The sequence below is a fragment of the Companilactobacillus metriopterae genome (assembly GCF_004117915.1).
In the GTDB taxonomy this organism is placed as follows: domain Bacteria; phylum Bacillota; class Bacilli; order Lactobacillales; family Lactobacillaceae; genus Companilactobacillus; species Companilactobacillus metriopterae.
The window spans coordinates 176,695-199,723 of record NZ_RSTD01000003.1 but is presented as its reverse complement, the minus strand read 5'-3'; the positions used below and the strand labels follow the sequence as shown (position 1 = coordinate 199,723).

The following is a 23,029-nucleotide window of genomic DNA, read 5'->3' as shown; positions in this document are numbered from 1 at the left end:
TATAAAAAAAGATGTGCCATTGGCACATCTTTTTATTTATTATCGTTGTCTGTTCTGACAATCATAACGTCTGTCTTAGCATTTCTTGTTACGTATTCTGATACTGAACCAACAAGTAGTCTTGCTACTGCATTCATACCAGTTGAACCAATCATGATAAGATCATTTCCATATTCTGTGACGAATTCATCTGAAATAACTGTCTTAGGTTCACCAAAACGAACATGAATATCGATATCATTTTCTGAAATACCACTTTCTTTAACAGCCCTTTCTTTAAGTTCTACAAGATATTTTTGAGCGTCTTCTGATAGTTGATAGATAACATCTCCATTCAACATTCCACCATGTAAACCAATAAATTGTTTTGTATCTAAAACTGTTAGTACATCTAGATGACTCTTGTTTAGTTTTGTAACATTAACTGCCTTGTTGAAAGCCATTTCTGATTCTTTTGAGCCATCTACTGGCACCAAAATCTTTTTATATTCTTGTTCCATGATTGATTCCTCCGACGCTATTTATAAATAGTTTTATTATCTTTAAGATTAATATATTGCTAATAATTATGCAATCCTTTACTTAACTAAATCTTTGAACTGTTCTACCTAATTGTCGAGCAGTTGTCTCATAGTTTTTGTAAAGTTTTTCTTGATCATCTTTATCTTCATATTCACTCATTCTAGTGGAAAAAATACCGGTAAATAACTGAGCACTATTATCAAAGTCATCAGAAAAATTATTACACAATGCAAATGTAGGTATAGCTGATTTACCAGCAGTTTGATTAAAGTAATACATGATATCATCGTGCATGAATTCTTCTGAAATATCTTCAGCGGCTGATATCAAAATATCAGCTGAACGAATTACTTGATCCATACCGGTTACATGGGCTACCCACTCAAAAGATGAACGCAAAATTTCAGCGTCTATCATAGCAAATGCCCCTGCAACTGTTTTTATTGCATCAGTACTTACTTCAGGATGTAGTTCTAAATGATATTTACGATTCATTTTTTCAGTAATAAACATAAGACTATCTAATAGGTAGCTAGTTTGAGCTTCATTTAATTCTTCGCGATTCTGTTGTTCCTTTATGGAATCAGCGTAGTTAAGTAAAATTGTCACTTTAACACGATCGCTAAGCAATTCCTTAACACTCTCTAATTCTACATCAAAAGCATTAATTAATGGATTTTCACCTTGAGGTATAAGATTACCCGATTCGTCTCGTACTTTTGCTCCTAGAGCCTGTAATGCACCAATTCCACCATCAGCAATAGATGTCTTGCCAAGACATATCACAATATTTTTTATTCCATTTGTCACCGCATCTAACATCATTTCACCAATTCCGTAACTCGTAGCATGAAATAATTCAGTTTTAGATTTATTTTCAGCTAAGCTCAAACCGACAACCTGTTCAGTATCAATTATCGCTGTTTCTTGACTATCAATTGTTGTATATAGGTAAGAACCCATTTTATTTTGCCAAAATGCATCAAAAAATGGCGTACTTATCCAACGTCCGCCAATAGTATGATAGACCAATGAAGAAACACCATACTCACTATCAGAAACTGGCATAGTAGCTATTTCAGCGTCTGGAATGGCATTCCAAATACCTTGCGAAATTGATTCTGATATTTTGGCGCGGTCTATTTGTGAATTATATTTTCCTGGTGAAATTATAAATTTCATTATAAGTATTTCCTTTGTTATAATGTGATGATTGGAACCTATGGAGGTGCATAAATATGGATAACTCAACTGATCTATCAAGGAGAGTTCTAGATGCTAATCTAGATAAAGGACGCAACGTCCGTGAATTGGGTGGCTATAAGACAAAAGATGGTCAATCAATTAAATATAATAAAGTAATTAGATCTGCTGGACTACATGAACTAACTGACAACGATTTAGATTACTTGAAAAATTACGGTCTGAATATCGATATTGATTTCAGATCATCTGAAGAAATTGAAAAAGAACCTGACAGAATGCCTGATGGCACAAAATACGTTTCTCTTCCTGTTTTCAAAGAAGACCAAACTGAAGCGTCTAAGATTAAGAAAGACTCTGTAATACCAGGTTTGGATATTGATCCATCAAAAGGTTATGATCATATGCTAGAAGTATACCAAAATATGATCACAGAAGATCAGTCAAAAAAGGCATATCGTTCTTTCTTTGATGAATTATTGGCAAATGATAAAGAAGATGACGTATTACTATTCCATTGTACAGCTGGTAAAGACCGTACTGGTATGGGCGCTGTCTTCCTATTATCAAGTTTGGATGTCCCTAAGGATACTATCCAAAAAGATTACTTGCTAACAAACAAAACAAGTAAGGATTATGTTGATGGCGTACTCAAACAAGTTGAAGCCCAAGAACCTAAGCTAGTGGACTCTATAAGATCACTTCTTACTGTTCAAAATAATTATCTTGAAATGGCCGAAAAAGCCATCGAAGAAACTTCTGGAGATATAAATAATTATATCAAAAATGAATTAAAGGTTTCAGACAATGAGATAAATGATTTGAAGAAAATTTACCTTATGTAATATAAATGAAATTAAAAATAAAAAAAACTATAATGCATTATTAATACAATTTATTTAACTATATGTTATTATTTATACATGAGCTTGGTTGAAAGCAATTCAACTGAACTTGTCCCCAAATTATACAAGATATAAATACTCGTTACGTATAAATGTCCCCGCATTTATAAGTATAAATTCTAACCCTACAAGATGTGTAGGGTTTTTTTTGTACTAAAAAAGACCGATAACTAAAGTTATCGGTCTTTTTATTTAAACTTAAGGATTATACATCCCATGTCCATTCTTCAACTTCAGGTAAATCTGTACCTTGGTCACGAGTGAACTTGTTATGTTTATCAACCATAGCTTCCATAGAATCAGCAAAATCTTTTGCTCCATCACCTTCAACGGCAACAGCAATTTCTTCTGCCAAGTGGAAACGATCCATTTCATTAACAACACGCATATCAAATGGTGTTGTGATATCACCATTTTCACGATATCCATGAACATATAGATTGTGGTTCTCACGGTCGAAGAACAATTCTTTAATGATGCTTTCGAAACCGTGGAATGCGAAGACAACAGGTTTGTCTACTGTGAAGATACTGTTGAATTCTTGATCTGTTAGACCACGAGGGTCAATACTTGGAGTTCTTAGTTTTAGTAGATCCAATACGTTAACAAATCTGATCTTAATATCAGGTTTTTGCTTACGTAAAATACTAATAGCTGCAAGAGATTCCAAGTTAGGTTCTGTACCAGCTGCTGCAACAACAACATCTGGATCACCGTTATCATTTGATGCCCAATCGATAACTTTTAGACCTTTTTCAGCCAATTCTTGTCCTTCTTCAATTGAATAGAATTGTTGACGAGGGTGTTTTGAAGTAACCAATAAATTGATTTTTTCTTCAGAAGTTAGGATTTCTGGCATGATAGCTAGAAGTGAGTTTGTGTCAGCAGGGAAATATTCACGAATATATTCAGGTTTCTTTTCAGCTAAGTGAGTAATGATACCTGGATCTTGGTGAGTGTAACCATTGTGATCTTGTTGGAAAGCTGTAGAAGTAGCAATCACGTTAAGTGAAGGGTACTTGTTTCTCCAAGATTGTTCATTGGCTTTACGTAGCCACTTGAAGTGTTGAGTAAGCATTGAATCCACTACACGTAGGAATGATTCGTAACTGGCAAACATACCATGACGACCAGTCAAGACATAACCTTCTAGGAATCCTTCAGCTTGATGTTCTGATAGTTGTGAATCAATAACACGACCAGTAGCATCCATAAATTGATCGTTAGGTTCTTTGATGTTTTCCATCCATTGACGATCAGTTTCTTGGAAAATCTTGTTTAGACGGTTTGACATTGTTTCGTCAGGTCCAAACATACGGAAGTTGTCACCATTAAGTTTGATAACTTCTTCTAAGTATCCACCTAGTTCGATCATATCTTGAGCCATCTTAACACCTGGCTTGTCAAACTTAAGTGCATAATTCTTAAAGTCAGGAAGTTTTAGATCCTTAGGATTTACACCACCGTTAACAATAGGGTTCATTGCCATACGTTTGTTTCCTGAAGGAATAACTTCTTTAATATCATCTTTTAGAGAACCATCTTCATTGAATAGTTCTTCTGGACCATATGATTTCAACCAGTCAACAAGAGCATCAACGTGTTGCATATCATTTTGATCTACAGGAATTGGAATTTGGTGAGCTCTAAATGAGCCTTCAATTGGAACACCATCCCATGATTTTGGACCAGTCCAGCCCTTAGGAGCACGGACAATCATTACTGGCCAGTGAGGCATCTTAGCTTCTGAAGCTGGGTGTTTTCTAGCTTCTGTTTGGATAGCTTGGATTTTTTCAATTGCTTCATCCATAGCTTTTGCCATAATTGGGTGAACCTTAGCAGGATCATCACCTTCAACAAAGATAGGATCCCAACCAAGACCCTTGAAGTAACTTGCCAATTCTTCATCAGTTTTACGTGAAAGAATTGTAGGATTTGAAATCTTGAATCCATTTAGATCAAGAATTGGTAATACTGCACCATCAGTAACAGGGTTGATGAATACATTTGAGAACCATGAAGCAGCCAATGGGCCAGTTTCTGATTCACCATCACCAATAACAACAGCAGCGATTTGATCTGGATTATCAAGAATTGCACCAACACCATGAGATAGAGAATAACCTAATTCTCCACCTTCGTGCATTGATCCTGGAGTTTCAGGAGCAGCATGAGATGCGATACCACCTGGGAATGAGAATTGTTTGAACAATTTCTTCATACCAGCTTCATCTTGAGTTATTTCTGGATATATTTCTGTATAACTACCGTCTAAATATGAATTTGAAACCATAACTTGGCCACCATGACCAGGTCCTTCAATGTAAAACATGTTTACATTGTATTTGTTAATTACACGGTTCAAATGAGCATAAATAAAGTTTTGACCAGCAATTGTTCCCCAGTGTCCGATTGGGTGAATTTTTAGGTCATCAGCGACAATATCACGTTTTAATAGTGGATTGTCTTTTAAATATAGTTGTCCAACTGAAACATAGTTGGTAGCACGCCAATACTTATCAAGAGTTTCTAAGTAATCTTTTGATGAATAGTCTGTCATAACTGCACACTCCTTATTAATTTACGAGTTAATAATAACCAGAATTTCTGTAAAAGTCAACCATTTATATAATTGGAACGGTCCAAAGCGTGAAAACGTTATCCATTTCCCATATCTACAAAGGAATTATACTTAAAATATTTGTAATGAGTTTTCATGGATGTGTATTCAAATGGTGTTCCATCATCTAAAAAGAAAATTCCAGACATCAAACCCGTTGGTTCATTGGCACTGAGATTGAGAAGTTTTTGACTTTCTTCGATGCTAGGTTCAACAGAGATTGTTAAATAACTCTTATTGACCTCTTTACCCAATTCCTTCTCAATGTAATTATAAATCGATTCGGAAGCAATTTCTTCTGTTAACTCTGGAACTAATTTTATAGGAATATATCCCGCTTCAATCATAAAGGGTTGATCATCCAAGAAACGCAGTCTCTCAAAGGAGTATACAAACTCTCCGGGTTTTAAAAATAAATTATGTTGCATCTCTTCATTAGATCTTACAACATCAAATCGTAGAACCTTGATTCCTAATTTTTGTCCTTCATTTTTAAAACTGTCTGAGATACCCAAATTATTCCCAGAATAGTTGAAGTATGTTTCTTCTTTAGAATACAAAGGATTTACAAAAGTACCCGACCCACGTTTTTTAAATATAATCCCTTGTTCAGACATGGATAATAGTGCTCTTTTTATTGAAGAACGACTTACACCGTATTCTTCAGCTAAAGAACGTTCATCAGGTAGACGCATTTCTTTAAATTCATTATTATCTATCTTTTCTCTAAGTGAGGAGCTAATTTTTTGGTAAATTAAATCTGCCATAAACTTCACCTGGACCTATCCAATTATTTTTTGGTAATGTTTTCTATAGGCACATTATAGACCAATTTTGATTGATATTGCAAAACAGAAATTTGGGTAAATAAAAAAAGCCGCTCTTACGAGCGACTTTCTACTTATTTCTCACATATTCATCAATCAACAAACATTCAATGAAATCATCTGTAATTCCACTATTGCAAATTAATAACTCAAAATACCTCAATCTGATCCACAGGACTCACATCACAATTTCACAGTCAAAGCGAGAGTTACTAGACAGCTCTGGTAAAATATTAGAATTTCTCATCGAAATAATTATTAATTGAATTTCGATTTAATCGTAAAATAGCTTCAAAATCAATAACTCAATCTTATGAGTTGTTCATCTATTGTCAATTAGGTTATAACATTCTATGAAAAGAATTGATTTTAAACTACTTTATTATGCAGTAAATTGACCGTTAGAGGGATGGCCAAATGCAATGGAGTGATCGGAAATCAACATTAGTAAGAACGCCAATATCTAATCAACAATTGCTGTAACAATCTCTATAAATCAAGTTAGCAATATTCTCAACTATTCATAGTCAAAAATCGTAGTTTGAAACAAGAATTTTAACAACATCTAGCACATATCGTTTGGTAAACCAAAACGGTATAGTTAGAAATTATGTATCTACTCCCCCGCATTTATATCCACAAGGGAGTAGATACATAATTTATCCCTCTTGAATGGACAGCAGTTTATCCCTATAAAAATTTAGTTATGTGTAATTTCATCTAGTGATTGACCACGACTGTTTTGCCATGTTAGCCAACCATTTACATCAGATTTTGCTAAAATATTAGCAGCAACTGAGGGATTTGAAAATACGAAATCTGTATCGAAGATATCTTCTTTGATAACTCCGTCATTCATCAAGTTCTTCAATAGTAAACCGTTGAAGTTGTCTAGAGGTTTTTCAGATGAAATTCTTGAACCTCTTTTGACTACCATACCTTCACTAGTGTACTTACCAAAAGCTTCACTTCCACGTTCGTTGAAACGTAGGTATGAACTTTCTTCATCTTCTGGCATGTAATCTGTGAACAATGAATAACCGAAGCTTTGTAGCAACATGTCAATATTTTCAAAAATATCAGCAAGAGCATACTTGCTTGATTCTGTTAAGAATGGCTTCTTAGGAAGTTCAGTATTCAAGATATTTGCAATATCAACTTTTTTAGCTTGTTTGTACATATATCTTTGAAGATAGATATCTTCTTCTTTTGTTAGTTGATGTGATTTATCATTAACTACGAAAGCAATCGCAATATCCCACCAGTCTTCACTTTGAGTATTGTGATCTAGAATACTTTCACCAACGTTTTCTGATTGACCTAGATAAACGTTTCTTCTAGTTAAGTTGCTACTAAAGTTGTCAACAAGTACGAATACACCGCTTCTTGATAGCTCAGTTCTTGATTCAATAACTTCTTTCAAATTGTTTCTTGAAATGTAAAAAGCTTGAATCGGTCTTGTCATAATTTCTGAAAATCTAAATCCAGTAGGATCACCCATTGGAAATGATGTGTTAATTGCAAAAGGTTTTATAATTTCCACCGCCCCATATATTAAGTAAATTATTTGTCTAATCTAACAAATTATACAAAATTATTATATGTAGAACAATATAAATTTTAAGAATAAACAAAATATAAGATATAGTTTTATATAAAATGGATATTTTTATTTAGATTGTTTTTTTCTTTAATTAATATGATTGTTTTTTCCCCTTTTTAACTTTTATTTTTGCAAATAAAAAAAGAATTTCAGAATTTAATACTCTGAAATTCTTTTTTTTAATTTAAAGACTTAACTTGTTGTTCAAAGTCTACAGAAAATTCTTTTGGTTCAATTCCTGAATTGATCATTTCTGGAGTTAATTCAATTTTATAAACTGTACGATTAGAATATGGAGTGTAATACATTACACAATTAGTGATATCAAGTACTGCTTCGTATTGAGTATAACTAATTGTATTATTGTCCTTCACGTTGACACCCTTAGGGATACGGACAGTATCAAACATGTGCATGATAGTATTTACCGCCTCACTCGCTGTGTTAGGTTTTTGAACCACCTCATGAACAAATGATTCACGAACAAATCGATCGACTGCAGTAAATCCACCTGGTAGTCGGAAAGTACCATTTTGACCCAATTTTTCAACTTCTTGATTGCCAAATTTCATACCTTGGAAATTAGTTGTTTGAACACCTAAATAATTTGAAAGATTAGTCTTGTGCCATTGATAATCAGGTGTATTTGTCATAACACCCACTTTATCTTCTTCCAATTCTAGGCCTTGACCACGTGGTTCAATAACATATGTAGCACCTGTACGGTCAGTGACAATCCAGTGAAGTGGTTGATTAGCACCCATTACTCCAGCATCTGAGTCAATAATACGAACGTCTTCTAGATTTTTGCGAAGTTCTGCAATTGATTTGTTGTGACCCAATACCCACAAAATAAATTCTTCAGATACTAAATTAATCTTTCCTTCTTCAGGAGCTGCTTCATAAACTGCTTCGTGGTCAAAGTATAATTCAGCACATGCCAAACCATGTTCGTTGAATCCATCAGCGACCATGTAATTATGGCCATACTTAGCACCTGTACCTAGAATTGCATAACTTGAATTATAAGTTTTATTATCTAATGAAGAAAGCCAATTATATCCTCGAGGTAAGAATGTTGGTTTGCCATTTAATTCGAAAGCAAAATCCATTGTTCTTGCCAAAAATTTTGTACCATCTAAAGCTTCATAACTAAGACTTGTGCACATGTTTCTACCCCTTAATTTTAAAAAATTATTTATTTTAATCAATATTATATTCTTATTATTGATAAAATCAACAATCACAGATTATATAATTTCTAGATTTTAACTTAAGAATTAAATAAAAAAACTCACTATTTATTTGAGTGAGTTTTTCTATAATAAATTAGTAATTTCCATTTTCAAAACTGTTAAAAAATGTTTCGGTATCATTTTCTACTACAACACCTGTTGCTTTTTGGAATGAAACCAATAAAATTGGGAATAGAACCACAACTACGCGCTGAACTTTTCTATAAAAATAATAATACGTCGCCAAGATGACAAATTTATTCTCACAAACATTGTTGTACAGATATTCACACTCATTTTTATTTAATTATTTATTTGTTGAAATCAAAATTATATTTTTATTTTCAGAAAATTCAAAATCATAAACCGTATAAATTTATTACTTAATTATTATATGTTATGCTCAGTTTGTAACAAGGAATACGGAGGAGACGATGCTATGGCAATCGATATTAAAAAATCTCAAGATGTTTATAAGGATGCAGGAGAGAGCATTATTTTTACAACTTTAATGTTAAAAAAAGATGATCTCAAACGCGATCAAGAAGTTATACAGGAATTCTCAGATTTGTCTAATTCAATTATCAATAGTATGCGTATCCGCCAAGATCCACAGCCTATTAGTGTTGCCTGGGGATTTGGTTCAAACGCATGGGATTACCTCTTGCCTAATGCCCCAAAGCCCAAAGAATTAGATAATTTTCAAGAAATAAAAGGTCCAAAGTATACTGCTATCTCAACCCCCGGAGATATTTTTATACACGTACGTGCTCAACAAATGTCTGTTTGTTATGAATTGATTGAACAATTCATGGGAATTCTAAGACCTATCACAACAGTTGAAGACGAAACTCATGGTTTTAGATATTTTGAAGGTCGTTCAATTATCGGATTTATTGATGGAACAGAAAATCCCGCTGGAGTAGAATCAATGGACTACACTCTGATAGATTCAGATGAAGATGCTGAATTTGTAAATGGTTCATATGCTTTTGCTCAAAAATACATCCATAAAATGAACGATTGGAACGGTCTAAAAACCGAAGATCAAGAAAAAGCTGTTGGACGTCACAAGTTTAATGACCGTGAGCTTGAAGATGATGAGAAGTTGCCTAACGCTCACAACATTGTTTCAAAAGATGAAGTTGATGGCGTAGAAAACAAGATAGTAAGAATGAATGTACCGTTCTCAGATCCTGCACAAAATATCACAGGTACATACTTCATAGGTTACTCAAAAACATTTACAATCACTAACCGTATGTTAACTAAGATGTTCACTGAAAGTGACCGACTACTAGATTTCTCTACACCAGTAACTGGAAGTCTATTCTTCATTCCTTCCAAAGACACACTCGATAAAATAATAGATGGTGAATACTATATTTAGAACATGAATTAAGGAGAAAACATTATGAAATTCTTTAATTGGCTAAAAGCAATATTCAAACCTGCAAAAAGAGAACTAACAGTAAAAGATAAATCAGAAGTAGCGGGACTAGATAAAATGAACGATATATATTAATAAGCCTATGGGCTTATTTTTTTTGGAAAATAAAAAGGACTGCATATGCAGTCCTTTTTTAATTACTCGTCAGTTTCTAGATCACCTGACATTACTTTGTATAAATCGTTTATTTCATCATCACTACCGACAATATTACATTTGTTATGTAGACAAATGTTAATAATTATTGGAAACCCTTTTGAAATGTAAAGTAATTTATTAAATTAAATATTATTATTTATAAATTCTTTTACATGTTCTTGATAGCCTGGTAAGTCTTGAATGATTGACATTCCATGACCTGTATTTGGAACTACCCAGATATCTTTGTTATTGCCTAGTTTAGCATCGTAGTTAGTATATACCATGTTTGTAGGTACAAAGTTATCATTACCACCATGGATAAACAACATTGGCTTATCAGCATTCTTCAATTGGTCGACAGAACTTGCTTGTTCTAGAGTGAAGCCTTGGTTGCTCTTTAAGTAACCATCAACATATTTCAAAATATCTTGCATATCTGAGTCACTTATTTTAAGACCAGTTTGTTGTTCAATAACGTATTGTGCTGTTGGTATTAAGAACTCGAATTGATCGTATACACTTGTATAACCGCAATCTTCTATGTAAGCTTTGACATTTGATGGCATATCTTGAACACCACTAGACATCATCGTTGTAGCACCACCCATTGAGACACCAGTGATAACAATTTCAGAAGTAGGGTCGTTTTCTACAATTTTGTCTGCCCAGTTCTTATAGTCGTTCTTTTCTTTCCAACCATATGATATTGCATTACCGTCACTTGCTCCGTGTGCTCTAGCGTCAGGTGCTAATATGTTATATCCCATATCATAGTATATTTTTGCCCAACCACCCATTTGTAGAGCGTTCATACGATAACCATGAGCAATTATTACGGTCTTGTTTGTATTTGCTGGATTCTTGATATAGTAAGCATTTAAATTCTTTGTTTCGCCGTCACGGTCTGTAAATGGCATTGTCCATTGTTCTTTTGGTGAATTTACAAACCAATCACTAGCTTCTTGGAACTCTTTCATATATGGTCCATCTGATTGAATCGGATTTTGTGGCCATGGAACTCTGTTATCAAATGCAAATCTATAAACAGCTTCAGCTAAAATGATTTTTTCAATCTCTTTCAATGGTCGCTTGCTGTTTCCATTGATATTCTGTACTTTTTTATCTGACTTAAGGTAATCAGATAAATTGTCCCCAATGGATTTCTCGTAATTCCCTTGTGCTTCAATATTTGAAACGGTGTCAGCATGAGTTATTAATGGATTAACTCCTACGACTGACGTTCCAATCATTGTTGCGATAAGTAAACTTCTCAATACTTTTTTCATACTTTTCCTCCCTAATATATGCAGTACAAAATAAATTTTATTAAAAAGAAAAAGCATAATCAATAGTATTAGTGATTTTTTTCACACTTTTTAATATATTCTCTTATTCTGTAAATTTTCATCTAATAAAAAACCTCCTACTAGCCCATTCTCTAGTAGGAGGTTTTTTATTTATATATTATATACACGTTGTTTTATTAATATTTTGCATCTATACAAGGGAGGTATGATTTTGAAATCTTATGAGAAAACAACATTTTGCGCTGGTACAAATTGGTTTTCACCAATTTCGTAGTAAGCTTGACCTGATGTGTTGAAAACACGTAGATCTGATACTTTCCACGCTGAATCTTTAGCAACTGTTTTGCCAGTTGCTTCTTGAGCTCCATCATAAATTTCTGTTGAGTTTACAACAGAAACAATTCCTGATACAGCTTTATCTGTGTAGATAGAAGTGTCTTTAGTAGTAGCTGCTTTTGCGACTTCTGTATCATCGCCAAATATTGAATCTGTTACTGATTCTGAAACTTTAGACCCTACATAATCAGGAATTAAGTCATTTTTACCAGTTAGCAAACCGTACCCATTGGCAGCTACTGATGACCAGATACTTAGACCACCAATTTTTGAAATAACTCCAAGTGGTGGAATAGCTGATTCTAATGCTGTAAATCCTAATTTTGTAATTAGTGATGTGTTTTTAATATCACTAACTATAGTCTGTGTATCTGCAACAAGTCTTCCTGCTGCATTACTTGATGGTACAAGACCACCGGCAACTCCTGCATATACATTAGATACAGGGTGTATGGCTGATAATGCTCCACTAACTATTGGAGCTACAACTTTGTTTCCAACAAAGTCACCAGGAATGGCTTCCACTTTTTGAGTGGCGTCATCAACTACTTGATCCTTCACACCATCGGCAAAATCAGAGATGGAACTGCTATCTTCTGATGATTTTGTATCAACTGATTCGTCAGCGGCGACAACATCTTGTCCACTAGTAGAAGAACTATCTACAACTGGTTGATCAACAGCGGTAACTTGTTCTGAAGTTGCTTGATCATTAACAGTATCTGCCTTTGCAGTATCTGTAAATGTAATACCAGCTACCAACAATAAGGCACTGGCACTGACTGAATAAAAAATACTTTTTCTACTCATATTTAAACCCCTTTTCCCAATACGTTGTATGAAGCGTATTATAATCCATCTGTTTTATTGTTAAATATTGAACTAACAAATAATGACTATACTCCCCAGTACAATCATTTAACAATCAGACTTTTTATTTCACATTAACTCCATGAATATATACTACCATCTAATGGTAACCGTTTTCTAAGTTTGTGAAAATAAATCAAAAATTAATTTTATTTAAAAATATTTTGAACAATTACCAAACTAGTTATATTTAAATAAAACTTTTTTTAGATCATTTGATAACTAATTTTTGGTTTTATTCGTTTTTGGTATATACCATAGTTCTAAAAGTAACAAAAAAAGACGTCTTTCGACGTCCTTATTTTCTTACAATATTTTCGATAGTATCCCAAGTTTCTGGATTATTTACATTTTTACCATGTGATGCTTTTTGACCTTCAACATAAACTTGTTCAAATGATTCTACATGTCCTTCAAAGATACCTTTTCCGGATTCTGCACTTGTACGTGGAATGTAACCATCTGAAGTCGGTGTTAGTAAACCGATGATATTTGTAACGTTCACATCATACGGTAAGGAACTACTTTTTGATGTCATATCTTCATAGTAGGCACTTGATGGTGTTGTTGTATCATCACGATTATTATATGGTGTCGCAATACTTACAAAATTATGAATAACATTAGTATTATCTTGATAATCATTTTCCAAATATCTTGTTAAGACAATACCACCGTTTGAGTATCCTACTGCATCGAAATCTGTAATACCATAGTTTTCAGTAATTGATTTCATACCCTTATTGAATAGATCTGTTTGGATTTTTAGGTTGTCTAAAGCATCCCCATTGTTTTCAAATCCCATCATAAATATTGTCTTTGTTTGATCAGTATTCATATTCAATGGTTTTGTATATCTAACTGTTCCGTCATTTTGAACATAAACGTGAACTAGATTCATAGTTGTATGTGTCAAAATATTTTGTGCCATATAATCATAAGTATCTACTGTGCCACCTAATCCCGGAACTAATACCAGCGCACGTGGTGCTTCATAAGTATCACGTAGTCCCACATTTTCATCAATCAAATCTGTATAGTTAGAATCTGGATTAGTTTTTTGCTTTGTAGAATTTTGCTCATTTGTAGTGGTTGCTGTTTCTGTATTATCGGTAGTTACTGCTTTAGTTGTATCTTGAGCATCTGCAATGACAGCCTCTGAGGTAGTTACATCTGATGTTTCATCAGCAAGAGCTACCAAAGTATTAGTTTGGCTAGTTATTGTTAAACCGAGAATAACAGCACTTAAGATTACTTTTGATTTTTTCATAAATTTCACCCACATTATTATTATCTACAATTATATTTAATAACAAAAAAAATCGCAATCGCTGCGATTTTTTATTACTTAATCTTAACTATTTCAACAAAATACCTACAGAATAGTGAATAATCATAGTGATAATACCTACGATAACATTTCTCACGATCGCAGTTTTTACCAATCCATCACCTAACTTAGCACTCAAATATCCTGTTAATCCAACAGATAGAATAACTGCTATGATTGTTCCTGGCCATTGCCAATTAGTAGGTAGAACAGTCATAGCAACTAGTGGGAATAGTCCACCTAATGATGCTGCAATCAATGAAGAAAAAGCTGCATCCCATGGTGACATGTAGTGACCTAGTTCTAGATCATACTTCACTCTAACAATTGTTTTAAGCGGATCTTTGCTCATCAATTCATCCGCAATTTTTTTTGATGTCTCAGGAGTTACTCCTCTTTCTTGATAGAAGGAAGCTACTGTAGCTACTTGATCATCATAATTAGTCTTTAAAAGTTCACGTTCTTTTTCTACCGCACTTTTTTCGGTATCTTTTTGAGAACTTACTGAAGCAAATTCACCTGATGCCATTGAAAATGCACAGGCGAATAAATCAGAAATTCCCGCAACAAAGATAACAAATGTGTTAGTTGTGGCTACAGCAACTGAAAATAGCACCCCAACAACAGTCAATATTCCATCATTTGAACCCAGTACTGCTGCACGAAGGGTATTAGATCTCTCTGCCATAGTTCTCTTACTTTTTTTCATGATTTACCCTCCTTACATCGCGATCAATGAACCAACAAGATATGTAACCACCATGGTTAACATTCCTGAGATAACATTTCTAATAACAGATTTTATACGATTTGCATCACCTAAAACAGCTGCAGAATATCCCGTAATAACCAAAGCAACCATGACCGCTCCAACTGTTGCAGCAATACGAATATTTTGAGGAAAAAAGATTATAGACAATAGAGGTAACAATGATCCCGTAGGAAAAGCAATCATCGAAGCCACTGCCGCAGCAATAGCACTTGTTTTGAATTTAGGATTGAAACCATATCTCTCACGAACTGCGTTGTTAACCCTATCTTGTTCCAACATTTCTTTAGTAGCTTTAGCTGAAAGTTCTTCAGAAATACCCGTATCCATGTATTTTTCTTTTATAAAATCAAACTCTTTTTGAAAATTTGTATCTAAGGCTTTTGTTTCGGTAATTATAGCCTGTTTCTCGCTATCTGATTGAGTAGAAACAGAGACCCATTCACCCATAGCCATAGAAATTGTTCCGGCCAACATACCAGCAATACCCGCCAAAAAAATAGCTGAGTTATCAGCCTTAGCACCTGCCACACCAATAACAATACCCGCAATTGAGATAATTCCATCATTGGCACCCATAACGATTGCCCGAATGACGTTAATCCTCTCAGCTAAACTTTGTTTTTTCATGAGAATTCACCTTTTTCAAAAAATAATGTATAATATAACCAGACCTATATAAGAATGATTCTTATTTACTATTTCAATATTATCACACAATAAAAAAATGTAAAATGTAATTAATCCATTTCACGGAGGAATGAAAATGATTGACCAAAAAATTTCTGAAGATACCTTGGAAGTATTGAAAAAAAATCACTTACGTGTAACTCCTCAAAGACATACCATACTCGCTTATTTAGCATCTCAGAATAATCACCCTACTGTAGATATGATTCATGAAGGACTAAAAAAAGAGATGCCTAATATTGGTTCTTCTACTATATATAATACTTTGAACACACTGGTGGAACACCACGTCGTCATAGAAATTCAAAATGGTGATGGTTTCACTCACTATGATTATTTTGGAGTGCCTCATCTTCATGCCGTATGTAGCAACTGCGGAAAAATTTTTGATGTAAACTATGACGGTTTTGGCAAAGATCAGAAAAGAATAGAAGATAAAGTAAAAGAAGAAACAGGTTTTCAAATTTCTAATACCCAAATTGAAGTAACAGGAATTTGTGCAGACTGTCAAAAATTAGTTTAATTTGTTAAAAATATCATTTGTTTTGTTTCACCTTAATTAACAATAGATGTATACTTTTGTTACAGAAAAATTTAGGAGAAATTATTATGTCATTTGAAATCAAAACTTTACATAGAAAACTAATTTCAGGATTAGCAACTGTTCTTCCAGCTGCCACAAACCCTGATGAATTACCTGCTGTTAGTGAAGTAAAAGATGAATATATTAAAAAATTAGCAGATTCAAAAGAAGACTATAAAGTTGATTCTTGCGAAAACAAATTTTATGGTATCAATTTCAATACTGATAAGCCTAACTATCTAGTAGGCGTACGTACTGAAACAGAAATCGCTGATTTATCTTCATTTGAAATTCCTGCCGGTGATTACGCTGAATTCACAACTGATAAAAAATCACGTTTGGAATTGGATCAATTCATCGGTGGTGCATACGCTGAAATAATGTCATCTAACGACTACAACATCAATGGTAATTTCAATATCGAAATTATCGATTGTCTAGTTGAAAACAATGACAAAGAATTTAAAGTTTTAATTCCAATTACAAACAAATAAAAAGACTTCCAAACGGAAGTCTTTTTTTATACAAATGGTCGTCCGCCAGCTAGGATAAATCCTAAAACTCCTACAACTATACAGAACGCAAATACAGTATAGATGGTAGAATTGCTTAATTGACCATTCTTCTTTCGTGCAAACCCAATCTCAACTAACGCAATAAATGCTAAAGCAACAACAATTTTTAACGTTGTAAATATTGGATCTCGGTGCCAACCATATTCAAATAACATTAATCCTGAGATAATTGATACCAAATATCCTAGTCTAACAATCATTTGATAAATTCGATCATATTTTGAATTACCTAGCAGTACAATTGCTACCAAAACAGCAATAACAACCCAAGTAATCAAGTGAGTCCATAACCAAGCCATGATAAATCCCCTTTTTATAATTATTGATACTTTAACAATACTACTGATACAAAATTAATTCTATATTTATAAATAAATGCTACAATGGCTTTATTAATTTTACGGAGGCGACAAATCATGGTTGAAGAAATAAAAATTGGTAAAAGTGATATTACTTCAAAAAAATTTGGTCTAGGAACAAACAAAGTTGGTGGACATAATCTTTTTGAAAATTTAAAAGATGAAGATGGTGCAGCATTAGTAAAAACTGCTCTTGATAACGGCATTACTCTTCTAGATACTGCTTATATGTACGGTTTAGGTCGTTCTGAAGAAATCATCGGAGACGTAATACAAGATTACGATCGCTCTAAAATAATTATTGCTACAAAAGCTGCACAAGATCCTGATAATAATTTGGAGTTAAACAACTCACCAGAATTTTTAACAAAGTCTATAGATGAAGCTTTAAAACGCTTAAAGACAAACTATATTGATATTTTTTATATTCATTTCCCTGACGAAGATACTCCCAAAGATGAAGCTGTCAATGCTTTAGTTGAAGCCAAGAAAGCCGGAAAAATTCGTGCTATTGGTATTTCAAACTTCTCACCTGAGCAAATCAAAGAAGCTAATAAAAATGGTGATGTAGATATCGTTGAAGATAACTATAGTTTGGTACACCGTGATTTTGAAAAAACTGTCTTCCCATATCTAAGAGAAAACAAAATTTCCTTTGTACCTTACTTCCCACTAGCTTCAGGTCTATTGACGGGAAAATATACAAAGAATGATGCCAATAAATTTAAAAACTTCAGCGAGTCTGAGTTTTCTAAAATTATTGATTCACTAGAAAAAATTAAACCTTTAGCAAACAAGTATGATGCTACTCTTGCTCAACTTATCTTGGCTTGGTATATTGCTAATCCAGATGTCGGTGTAGTAATACCAGGCGCTAGAAACTCCGATCAAGTTATTAGTAATGTTAAGGCTATGGATTTACAATTATCTTCAGAAGATTATGATTTTATTGATCAACTATTCAAATAAAAGAAGTGATAACTGATGGAAGTATCTGAATTAATATCCTTAATTAAATCTGCTAACAACTTAGTCTTTTTGACTGGTGCTGGCGTTTCGACACATTCAGGAATACCTGATTATCGTAGTAAGACTGGTATATATAATAATATGCAAAACGAAGAAATCCTTTCGGTAGATAACTTACATAATCATCCCGAAATTTTACGTGATTTTGTTTTACGCAATATGTATTTTCCAGATGCCAAACCAAATATTGTTCATCAAGTGATTGCTGATCTTTCTAACAGAAAAGGATTTTTAATTACTCAAAACATTGATGGCTTGGATAAATTAGCTGGCAACAATCATGTAATTGAATTTCACAAAAATATTCAGTTTGCCTATTGTAGTGTATGTGGGAAGCATGTTTCGATGGATTTTTATAAAAATCATCTTACTCATGAAGAAGATGGAGGATTATATCGTCCTAATTTCACACTCTACGGTGAAGGTATTGAACCTGGCAATATTGAAAATTCTGTCAGTGAAATATCCAGTGCTGATTTGATAATTGTCGCTGGTACAAGCTTGAAAGTTTATCCATTTGCTGGACTAATTCAGTACAAAAAAGCCAGCACACCCGTCGTAATAATTAATAATGAACTTCCTCAAAATTTAAATAATAGCATTCACTTTATTCAAGGTGATGTTGTTGACGTATTCAAAGAAATAAAAAAAGCCTACTAATTAGTAGGCTTTTTTTATTTCAAATATTTATATGCTTGTTGTGCTGCTTGTCGACCAAAGACCACAGTTTCAGCTATTGAATTCCCGCCAATACGATTATTCCCATGCAAACCACCGGTAACTTCTCCAGCAGCAAAGAATCCTGGAATAACATTGTCTTCCTTATCAATAACTTGTGTTAACTCATTTATTTTTACGCCACCCATTGTATAGTGGACAGCTGGAGCTATATGGATTGCATAAAATTTTGGTTTCTTGATCTTATGTTGCATACCAGTCGTTCTGTGAAATTCACTATCTTTTTTGGCTTGAATAGCTCTATTCCATTTATCAATAGTTTTTTCCAAATTATCACTATCTACATCTATTTCGTGAGCCAATTCTTCGATTGAATCAGCTGAAGTAACTAATCCGATACTTTGGTAAAAACCTAGTGCCTGTACTCGATCAAATACTGTTTGATCTAATACTAGGTAAGCACCATTTTCTTTTAGTTCATCTATTGCTCGTGTGACTTCTTTACGAGTGTCTAATTCATTAACAAATCTTTTTCCAGATTTATTTACTAGAATTGCGCCTTCACCTCTGACAGTTTCACCTATCAAATAGGTATGGTCTGTATCTTGTTGAACGGTTGGATGTACTTGAATATCTGATAAATTTATAATTTCAGCATTCAAATTTTCAGCCAATTTTAAGCCATCCCCCATAGTTCCTGGTTGATTTGTCGTTTTATATTCTTTCAATTCAGGTCTAACTTTTGAAATCAACTCAACATTAGCGCCAAAACCACCTGATGTTAGTACTATTGCAGGTGCATTTATTTTAGTATCGGCTGTCTCAACAGTATATCGATTATCATCCTTCTCAATATTTTCTACAGCCATATTATTGAATACCGGAATTTCATATTCAGATATTTTCTCTAGCAATCCCTTAATCAAGTACGCACCAATTGGAGCTGTCGAACCTGGACGGTGTGCTCGGGGAACACTCATACCTCCTGTGGTTGTTAAATCAGTCAAAACAACATCATGTTCTTTCAACCAATCTACCCCAAGTGCCGCGTGTTCAGAGAAAAACTTAAGCATAGCTGGATTATTTTTCTTGCCACCACCCACAAATGTTTCTTCATAAAAATCACTGTAAGTATCGATAATTTTATTTTTCACTTGAACTAACGACTCGGCAGCGTTCATACCTGTTGAGGCACGACCAGTGTTACCACCGATACGTTCCATTTTTTCTAAAATAACTGGTGACAAACCTAATTCATAAGCTTGAACTGCTGTCACAAGACCTGCTCCACCTGATCCGATAATAATCAAATCATATTGATTTTTTATAGTATCTTTTGATGAAACTTCGAACTTATCAGCCATAAATTTATCCTGCCTTTTTATGTAAGTATTTAATAACAGTATATTCCATCGCTTGTAGTTATAATATAGATATATTGATTTTTGTAGGAGGTTTCTAATGGATAAATATGATGTGATTATTATCGGTGCCGGTCCTGGTGGGATGGCAGCTGCCAGCTCCATAAAGCAAGCTGGAAAAAGTGTCGCCGTTATTGAAAATGACCTCTGGGGTGGAACATGTCCTAACCGTGGTTGTGATCCTAAAAAAGTATTACTCAGTGGTGTCCAAGCTCGTGATAAAATTGAACAATTACAGGGAAAAGGATTCGAAAATACACCATTTGTAAATTGGAAAGAAATTCAAGCATTTAAACGTACTTTTACAGATCCTGTATCTGAAAGTAGTCGAAAATCTCTAGATAATATGGATATTAAAACTATCGTAGGTAATCCTAAGTTCATCTCTGACAATGAGATCGATATAAATGATGAAATACTCTCTGCAAATAATTTTATTATTGCTACTGGTCAAAGATCACACAGCTTAAATATTTCAGGTAATCAATATTTATTAGATAGTGCTGATTTCTTGGCTCTGGATGAAATGCCAAAGGAGATTACTTTTATAGGTGCTGGATATATCAGTTTTGAATTAGCTGTTATAGCTAGTTCAACGGGAGCAAGGGTTCACATTGTCCATCATAATGACAAACCTCTAAAAGCATTCGATCCAGATATGGTTTCATCCATGATGGAACAAATGAAAAAACGCAATATTGAATTTCATTTCAATATAAACACTCAAGAGATCACTCAAGATGATTCTAAATATACTTTGCATGCTGACAATTTTGAGTTAAATAGTGATTTAATTTTTGATGCTACAGGTAGAATTCCTAATACTGAGAACTTAGATTTAGAAACGGCAAATGTCACTTATGACCGTCATGGAATTCAAACAAATGAATTTCTTCAAACATCGAACCCAATTATATTTGCAATTGGGGATGTGTTGGCTAAGAAACAACCAAAACTTACACCTGTTTCTGGATTTGAAGCAAGATACGTTACAGACTATCTCCTTGGCAAAAACACAGCTGCTATACAATATCCGGTAATTCCCACAGTCGTGTACGGTGGACCGGAGTTAGCTCAAATTGGAGTTCCCGTGGAAGAAGCTCAAAAAGATAGTTCAATGACTGTTAAAGATTTAGATACTACTAATTGGTTTACTTATCATAGAAGTAACGACCCCGTTGCTAAAATAAAAACAGTTATAAACAATAAAAATCAAATAGTTGGAGCTTCAATTTTAAGCTCTGATAGTAGTGAATTCATCAATTTATTTACAACATTTATTAACTCAAAAACTCCAATAAATGATATCCTAAATCAAGTTATGGCTTATCCAACATCAGCCAGCGATTTAGAATATCTAATCTAAAAAAACCCTCAGACAATGTCTGAGGTTTTTTAATTTATATCTTTTATTTTTTTACGATTAAAAATAACTATTAATGACACAACTAAAAAGATTATTACCACACTTCCTAAGACTAAAAACAGATTATTTTTTGAAACCAATATGGCAATCAACCATAAAGTGGAAGTTGCAACTATTGTTGATGTAAATTCCATAACAGAAATACTAGTTGATAATCCTTCCGAACCAACAGTATTCTGAAGTTCCATGTTTAGTTGACTTATGTATAAGTTGAACGGTAGTTCAAATATTAGTAGAAGTAAAATCACTAAGTAAGAATTAGTTACTAACAGTCCCGATATAAATAATACTGAAATTAAAATTATTGAGAAAATATAATTTCGTTTTGAAACATTAATTACCGAGAAAAACCAATTACTTATTAGAGCAGTAAATTGAAAAAGAACATACACTAACCCAAAATATTTAGCTGATATATCTTTTTGAATTAGTATAAATTGCCAGTACTGAAAAAATACCTGAGCGATTATTTGATAAGAGCTTATCAATATGACTAAATTCTTTGTTTTCTCATCTTTCAATAAGCCTCTGATATTTTCAAATAATTCTTTAACACTTATTCTTTTTATTTTCTCCACTCTTTTAAATGGAATTGTTACTTGAATAAGTACAAATGAAATTATAAATCCTAAAATAGATAAAATATAGATATTGATATGAATTAATCCATAAATACTTGCACCTATACCCCCACCCAATAGAGAACTAAGTAGCAAAGAATAGTTATTTTGGATATTAAACTTCTTAATACCTTGGTCATTATCCAGTGCATCTTTTATAAAATACGAGTCCAAAGATCCTGTCATTCCCGCACTAGAAACACCATATAAGAACCATGAAAAACACATTAACCAAAAAGAAGAGCTAACTATAACAATCATGTAAGAAGCTGTAATAAAAACCAGAGAAATTTGGTAAATATATTTCTCCGAAATTATATCCGACAAAATGCCAGAAGGAATTTCCAACAATATACCCGCAATCATGAAAAAACTCTGAATAATCGATATTTGTCCTATCGAAAATCCCTTAGATAGCAAGATAATTGATAATATTGCATGTGGCAAAACTCTGGATAGGTTGTAAAGAAAATTAGCAAACAAAAAGAAGGTTTTCTGATATTTTATTGACATCATCACACCCCCTTGTT

22 protein-coding genes are annotated in these 23,029 nt (G+C 33.4%); 7 read left to right on the top strand and 15 right to left on the bottom strand.

The features are described from left to right. Positions 1-32: 32 nt before the first annotated feature. Entirely contained in the window at positions 33-500 is a 468-nt protein-coding gene (locus EKN01_RS07370) for a universal stress protein (RefSeq protein WP_129045637.1), read from the bottom strand. 82 nt (positions 501-582) lie between these two features. Beyond that, positions 583-1,704 (bottom strand): glycerate kinase, encoded by a 1,122-nt coding sequence (locus tag EKN01_RS07365; protein WP_129045636.1) that lies wholly within the window; start codon positions 1,702-1,704, stop codon positions 583-585. 56 nt (positions 1,705-1,760) lie between these two features. Between EKN01_RS07365 and EKN01_RS07360 the strand changes: the two genes are divergently transcribed. Then, positions 1,761-2,570: a tyrosine-protein phosphatase gene (locus EKN01_RS07360; RefSeq protein WP_129045635.1), complete on the top strand. Its 810-nt coding sequence runs from the start codon at positions 1,761-1,763 to the stop codon at positions 2,568-2,570. A 265-nt stretch (positions 2,571-2,835) separates the two neighbouring features. Here the strand turns inward: EKN01_RS07360 and EKN01_RS07355 are convergent, their stop codons facing one another. The 5 genes from EKN01_RS07355 to EKN01_RS07840 form a co-directional block, all read right to left on the bottom strand. After that, a complete protein-coding gene (locus EKN01_RS07355) occupies positions 2,836-5,190 on the bottom strand; it encodes a phosphoketolase family protein (protein ID WP_129045634.1) in 2,355 nt (784 codons plus the stop codon). A 98-nt stretch (positions 5,191-5,288) separates the two neighbouring features. Continuing rightward, positions 5,289-6,017, bottom strand: a complete 729-nt coding sequence (locus tag EKN01_RS07350) for a GntR family transcriptional regulator (RefSeq protein WP_129045633.1) — start codon at positions 6,015-6,017, stop codon at positions 5,289-5,291. 760 nt (positions 6,018-6,777) lie between these two features. Then, positions 6,778-7,620 (bottom strand): DUF4357 domain-containing protein, encoded by an 843-nt coding sequence (locus EKN01_RS07345; protein ID WP_129045632.1) that lies wholly within the window; start codon positions 7,618-7,620, stop codon positions 6,778-6,780. 239 nt (positions 7,621-7,859) lie between these two features. Then, a complete protein-coding gene (locus tag EKN01_RS07340) occupies positions 7,860-8,849 on the bottom strand; it encodes a choloylglycine hydrolase family protein (protein ID WP_129045631.1) in 990 nt (329 codons plus the stop codon). Positions 8,850-9,009: 160 nt separating this feature from the next. After that, positions 9,010-9,162: a hypothetical protein gene (locus EKN01_RS07840; RefSeq protein WP_164966391.1), complete on the bottom strand. Its 153-nt coding sequence runs from the start codon at positions 9,160-9,162 to the stop codon at positions 9,010-9,012. Between the two features lie 192 nt (positions 9,163-9,354). On the opposite strand from EKN01_RS07840, the gene EKN01_RS07335 reads away from it, so the two are divergent. Beyond that, on the top strand, positions 9,355-10,305 hold the full coding sequence (locus EKN01_RS07335; protein ID WP_129045630.1) for a Dyp-type peroxidase: 951 nt from the start codon (positions 9,355-9,357) through the stop codon (positions 10,303-10,305). Positions 10,306-10,646: 341 nt separating this feature from the next. Here EKN01_RS07335 and EKN01_RS07330 read toward each other — a convergent pair whose 3' ends face one another. The 5 genes from EKN01_RS07330 to EKN01_RS07310 all read right to left on the bottom strand — a co-directional run bounded on the left by EKN01_RS07330 (position 10,647) and on the right by EKN01_RS07310 (position 15,748). Continuing rightward, positions 10,647-11,792: an alpha/beta hydrolase gene (locus tag EKN01_RS07330; protein ID WP_164966390.1), complete on the bottom strand. Its 1,146-nt coding sequence runs from the start codon at positions 11,790-11,792 to the stop codon at positions 10,647-10,649. Positions 11,793-12,032: 240 nt separating this feature from the next. Continuing rightward, a complete protein-coding gene (locus tag EKN01_RS07325; RefSeq protein ID WP_129045628.1) occupies positions 12,033-12,959 on the bottom strand; it encodes a hypothetical protein in 927 nt (308 codons plus the stop codon). Positions 12,960-13,317: 358 nt separating this feature from the next. After that, positions 13,318-14,289: an alpha/beta hydrolase gene (locus EKN01_RS07320; protein WP_164966389.1), complete on the bottom strand. Its 972-nt coding sequence runs from the start codon at positions 14,287-14,289 to the stop codon at positions 13,318-13,320. 88 nt (positions 14,290-14,377) lie between these two features. Continuing rightward, entirely contained in the window at positions 14,378-15,058 is a 681-nt protein-coding gene (locus EKN01_RS07315) for a VIT1/CCC1 transporter family protein (protein WP_241685269.1), read from the bottom strand. 12 nt (positions 15,059-15,070) lie between these two features. After that, positions 15,071-15,748, bottom strand: coding sequence for a VIT1/CCC1 transporter family protein (locus EKN01_RS07310; protein ID WP_129045626.1), 678 nt, complete (start codon positions 15,746-15,748; stop codon positions 15,071-15,073). Between the two features lie 136 nt (positions 15,749-15,884). On the opposite strand from EKN01_RS07310, the gene EKN01_RS07305 reads away from it, so the two are divergent. Together EKN01_RS07305 and EKN01_RS07300 are read left to right on the top strand one after the other, a co-directional pair. Further along, positions 15,885-16,331, top strand: a complete 447-nt coding sequence (locus tag EKN01_RS07305; RefSeq protein WP_179946633.1) for a Fur family transcriptional regulator — start codon at positions 15,885-15,887, stop codon at positions 16,329-16,331. An 86-nt stretch (positions 16,332-16,417) separates the two neighbouring features. Beyond that, positions 16,418-16,885: a GyrI-like domain-containing protein gene (locus EKN01_RS07300; RefSeq protein WP_129045625.1), complete on the top strand. Its 468-nt coding sequence runs from the start codon at positions 16,418-16,420 to the stop codon at positions 16,883-16,885. 26 nt (positions 16,886-16,911) lie between these two features. Here the strand turns inward: EKN01_RS07300 and EKN01_RS07295 are convergent, their stop codons facing one another. Then, positions 16,912-17,265, bottom strand: coding sequence for a DUF1516 family protein (locus EKN01_RS07295; RefSeq protein WP_099973978.1), 354 nt, complete (start codon positions 17,263-17,265; stop codon positions 16,912-16,914). A gap of 117 nt (positions 17,266-17,382) precedes the next feature. Between EKN01_RS07295 and EKN01_RS07290 the strand changes: the two genes are divergently transcribed. Further along, a complete protein-coding gene (locus EKN01_RS07290) occupies positions 17,383-18,294 on the top strand; it encodes an aldo/keto reductase (RefSeq protein WP_129045624.1) in 912 nt (303 codons plus the stop codon). Between the two features lie 15 nt (positions 18,295-18,309). Beyond that, positions 18,310-19,014 (top strand): NAD-dependent protein deacylase, encoded by a 705-nt coding sequence (locus EKN01_RS07285; RefSeq protein WP_129045623.1) that lies wholly within the window; start codon positions 18,310-18,312, stop codon positions 19,012-19,014. 14 nt (positions 19,015-19,028) lie between these two features. Here the strand turns inward: EKN01_RS07285 and EKN01_RS07280 are convergent, their stop codons facing one another. After that, entirely contained in the window at positions 19,029-20,396 is a 1,368-nt protein-coding gene (locus EKN01_RS07280) for a flavocytochrome c (protein WP_129045622.1), read from the bottom strand. Positions 20,397-20,493: 97 nt separating this feature from the next. Here EKN01_RS07280 and EKN01_RS07275 point away from each other — a divergent pair, with 97 nt between their 5' ends. Continuing rightward, positions 20,494-21,819: a dihydrolipoyl dehydrogenase family protein gene (locus EKN01_RS07275; protein ID WP_129045621.1), complete on the top strand. Its 1,326-nt coding sequence runs from the start codon at positions 20,494-20,496 to the stop codon at positions 21,817-21,819. Positions 21,820-21,848: 29 nt separating this feature from the next. Here EKN01_RS07275 and EKN01_RS07270 read toward each other — a convergent pair whose 3' ends face one another. Then, on the bottom strand, positions 21,849-23,012 hold the full coding sequence (locus EKN01_RS07270) for an MFS transporter (protein WP_164966388.1): 1,164 nt from the start codon (positions 23,010-23,012) through the stop codon (positions 21,849-21,851). Positions 23,013-23,029 lie beyond the last annotated feature (17 nt).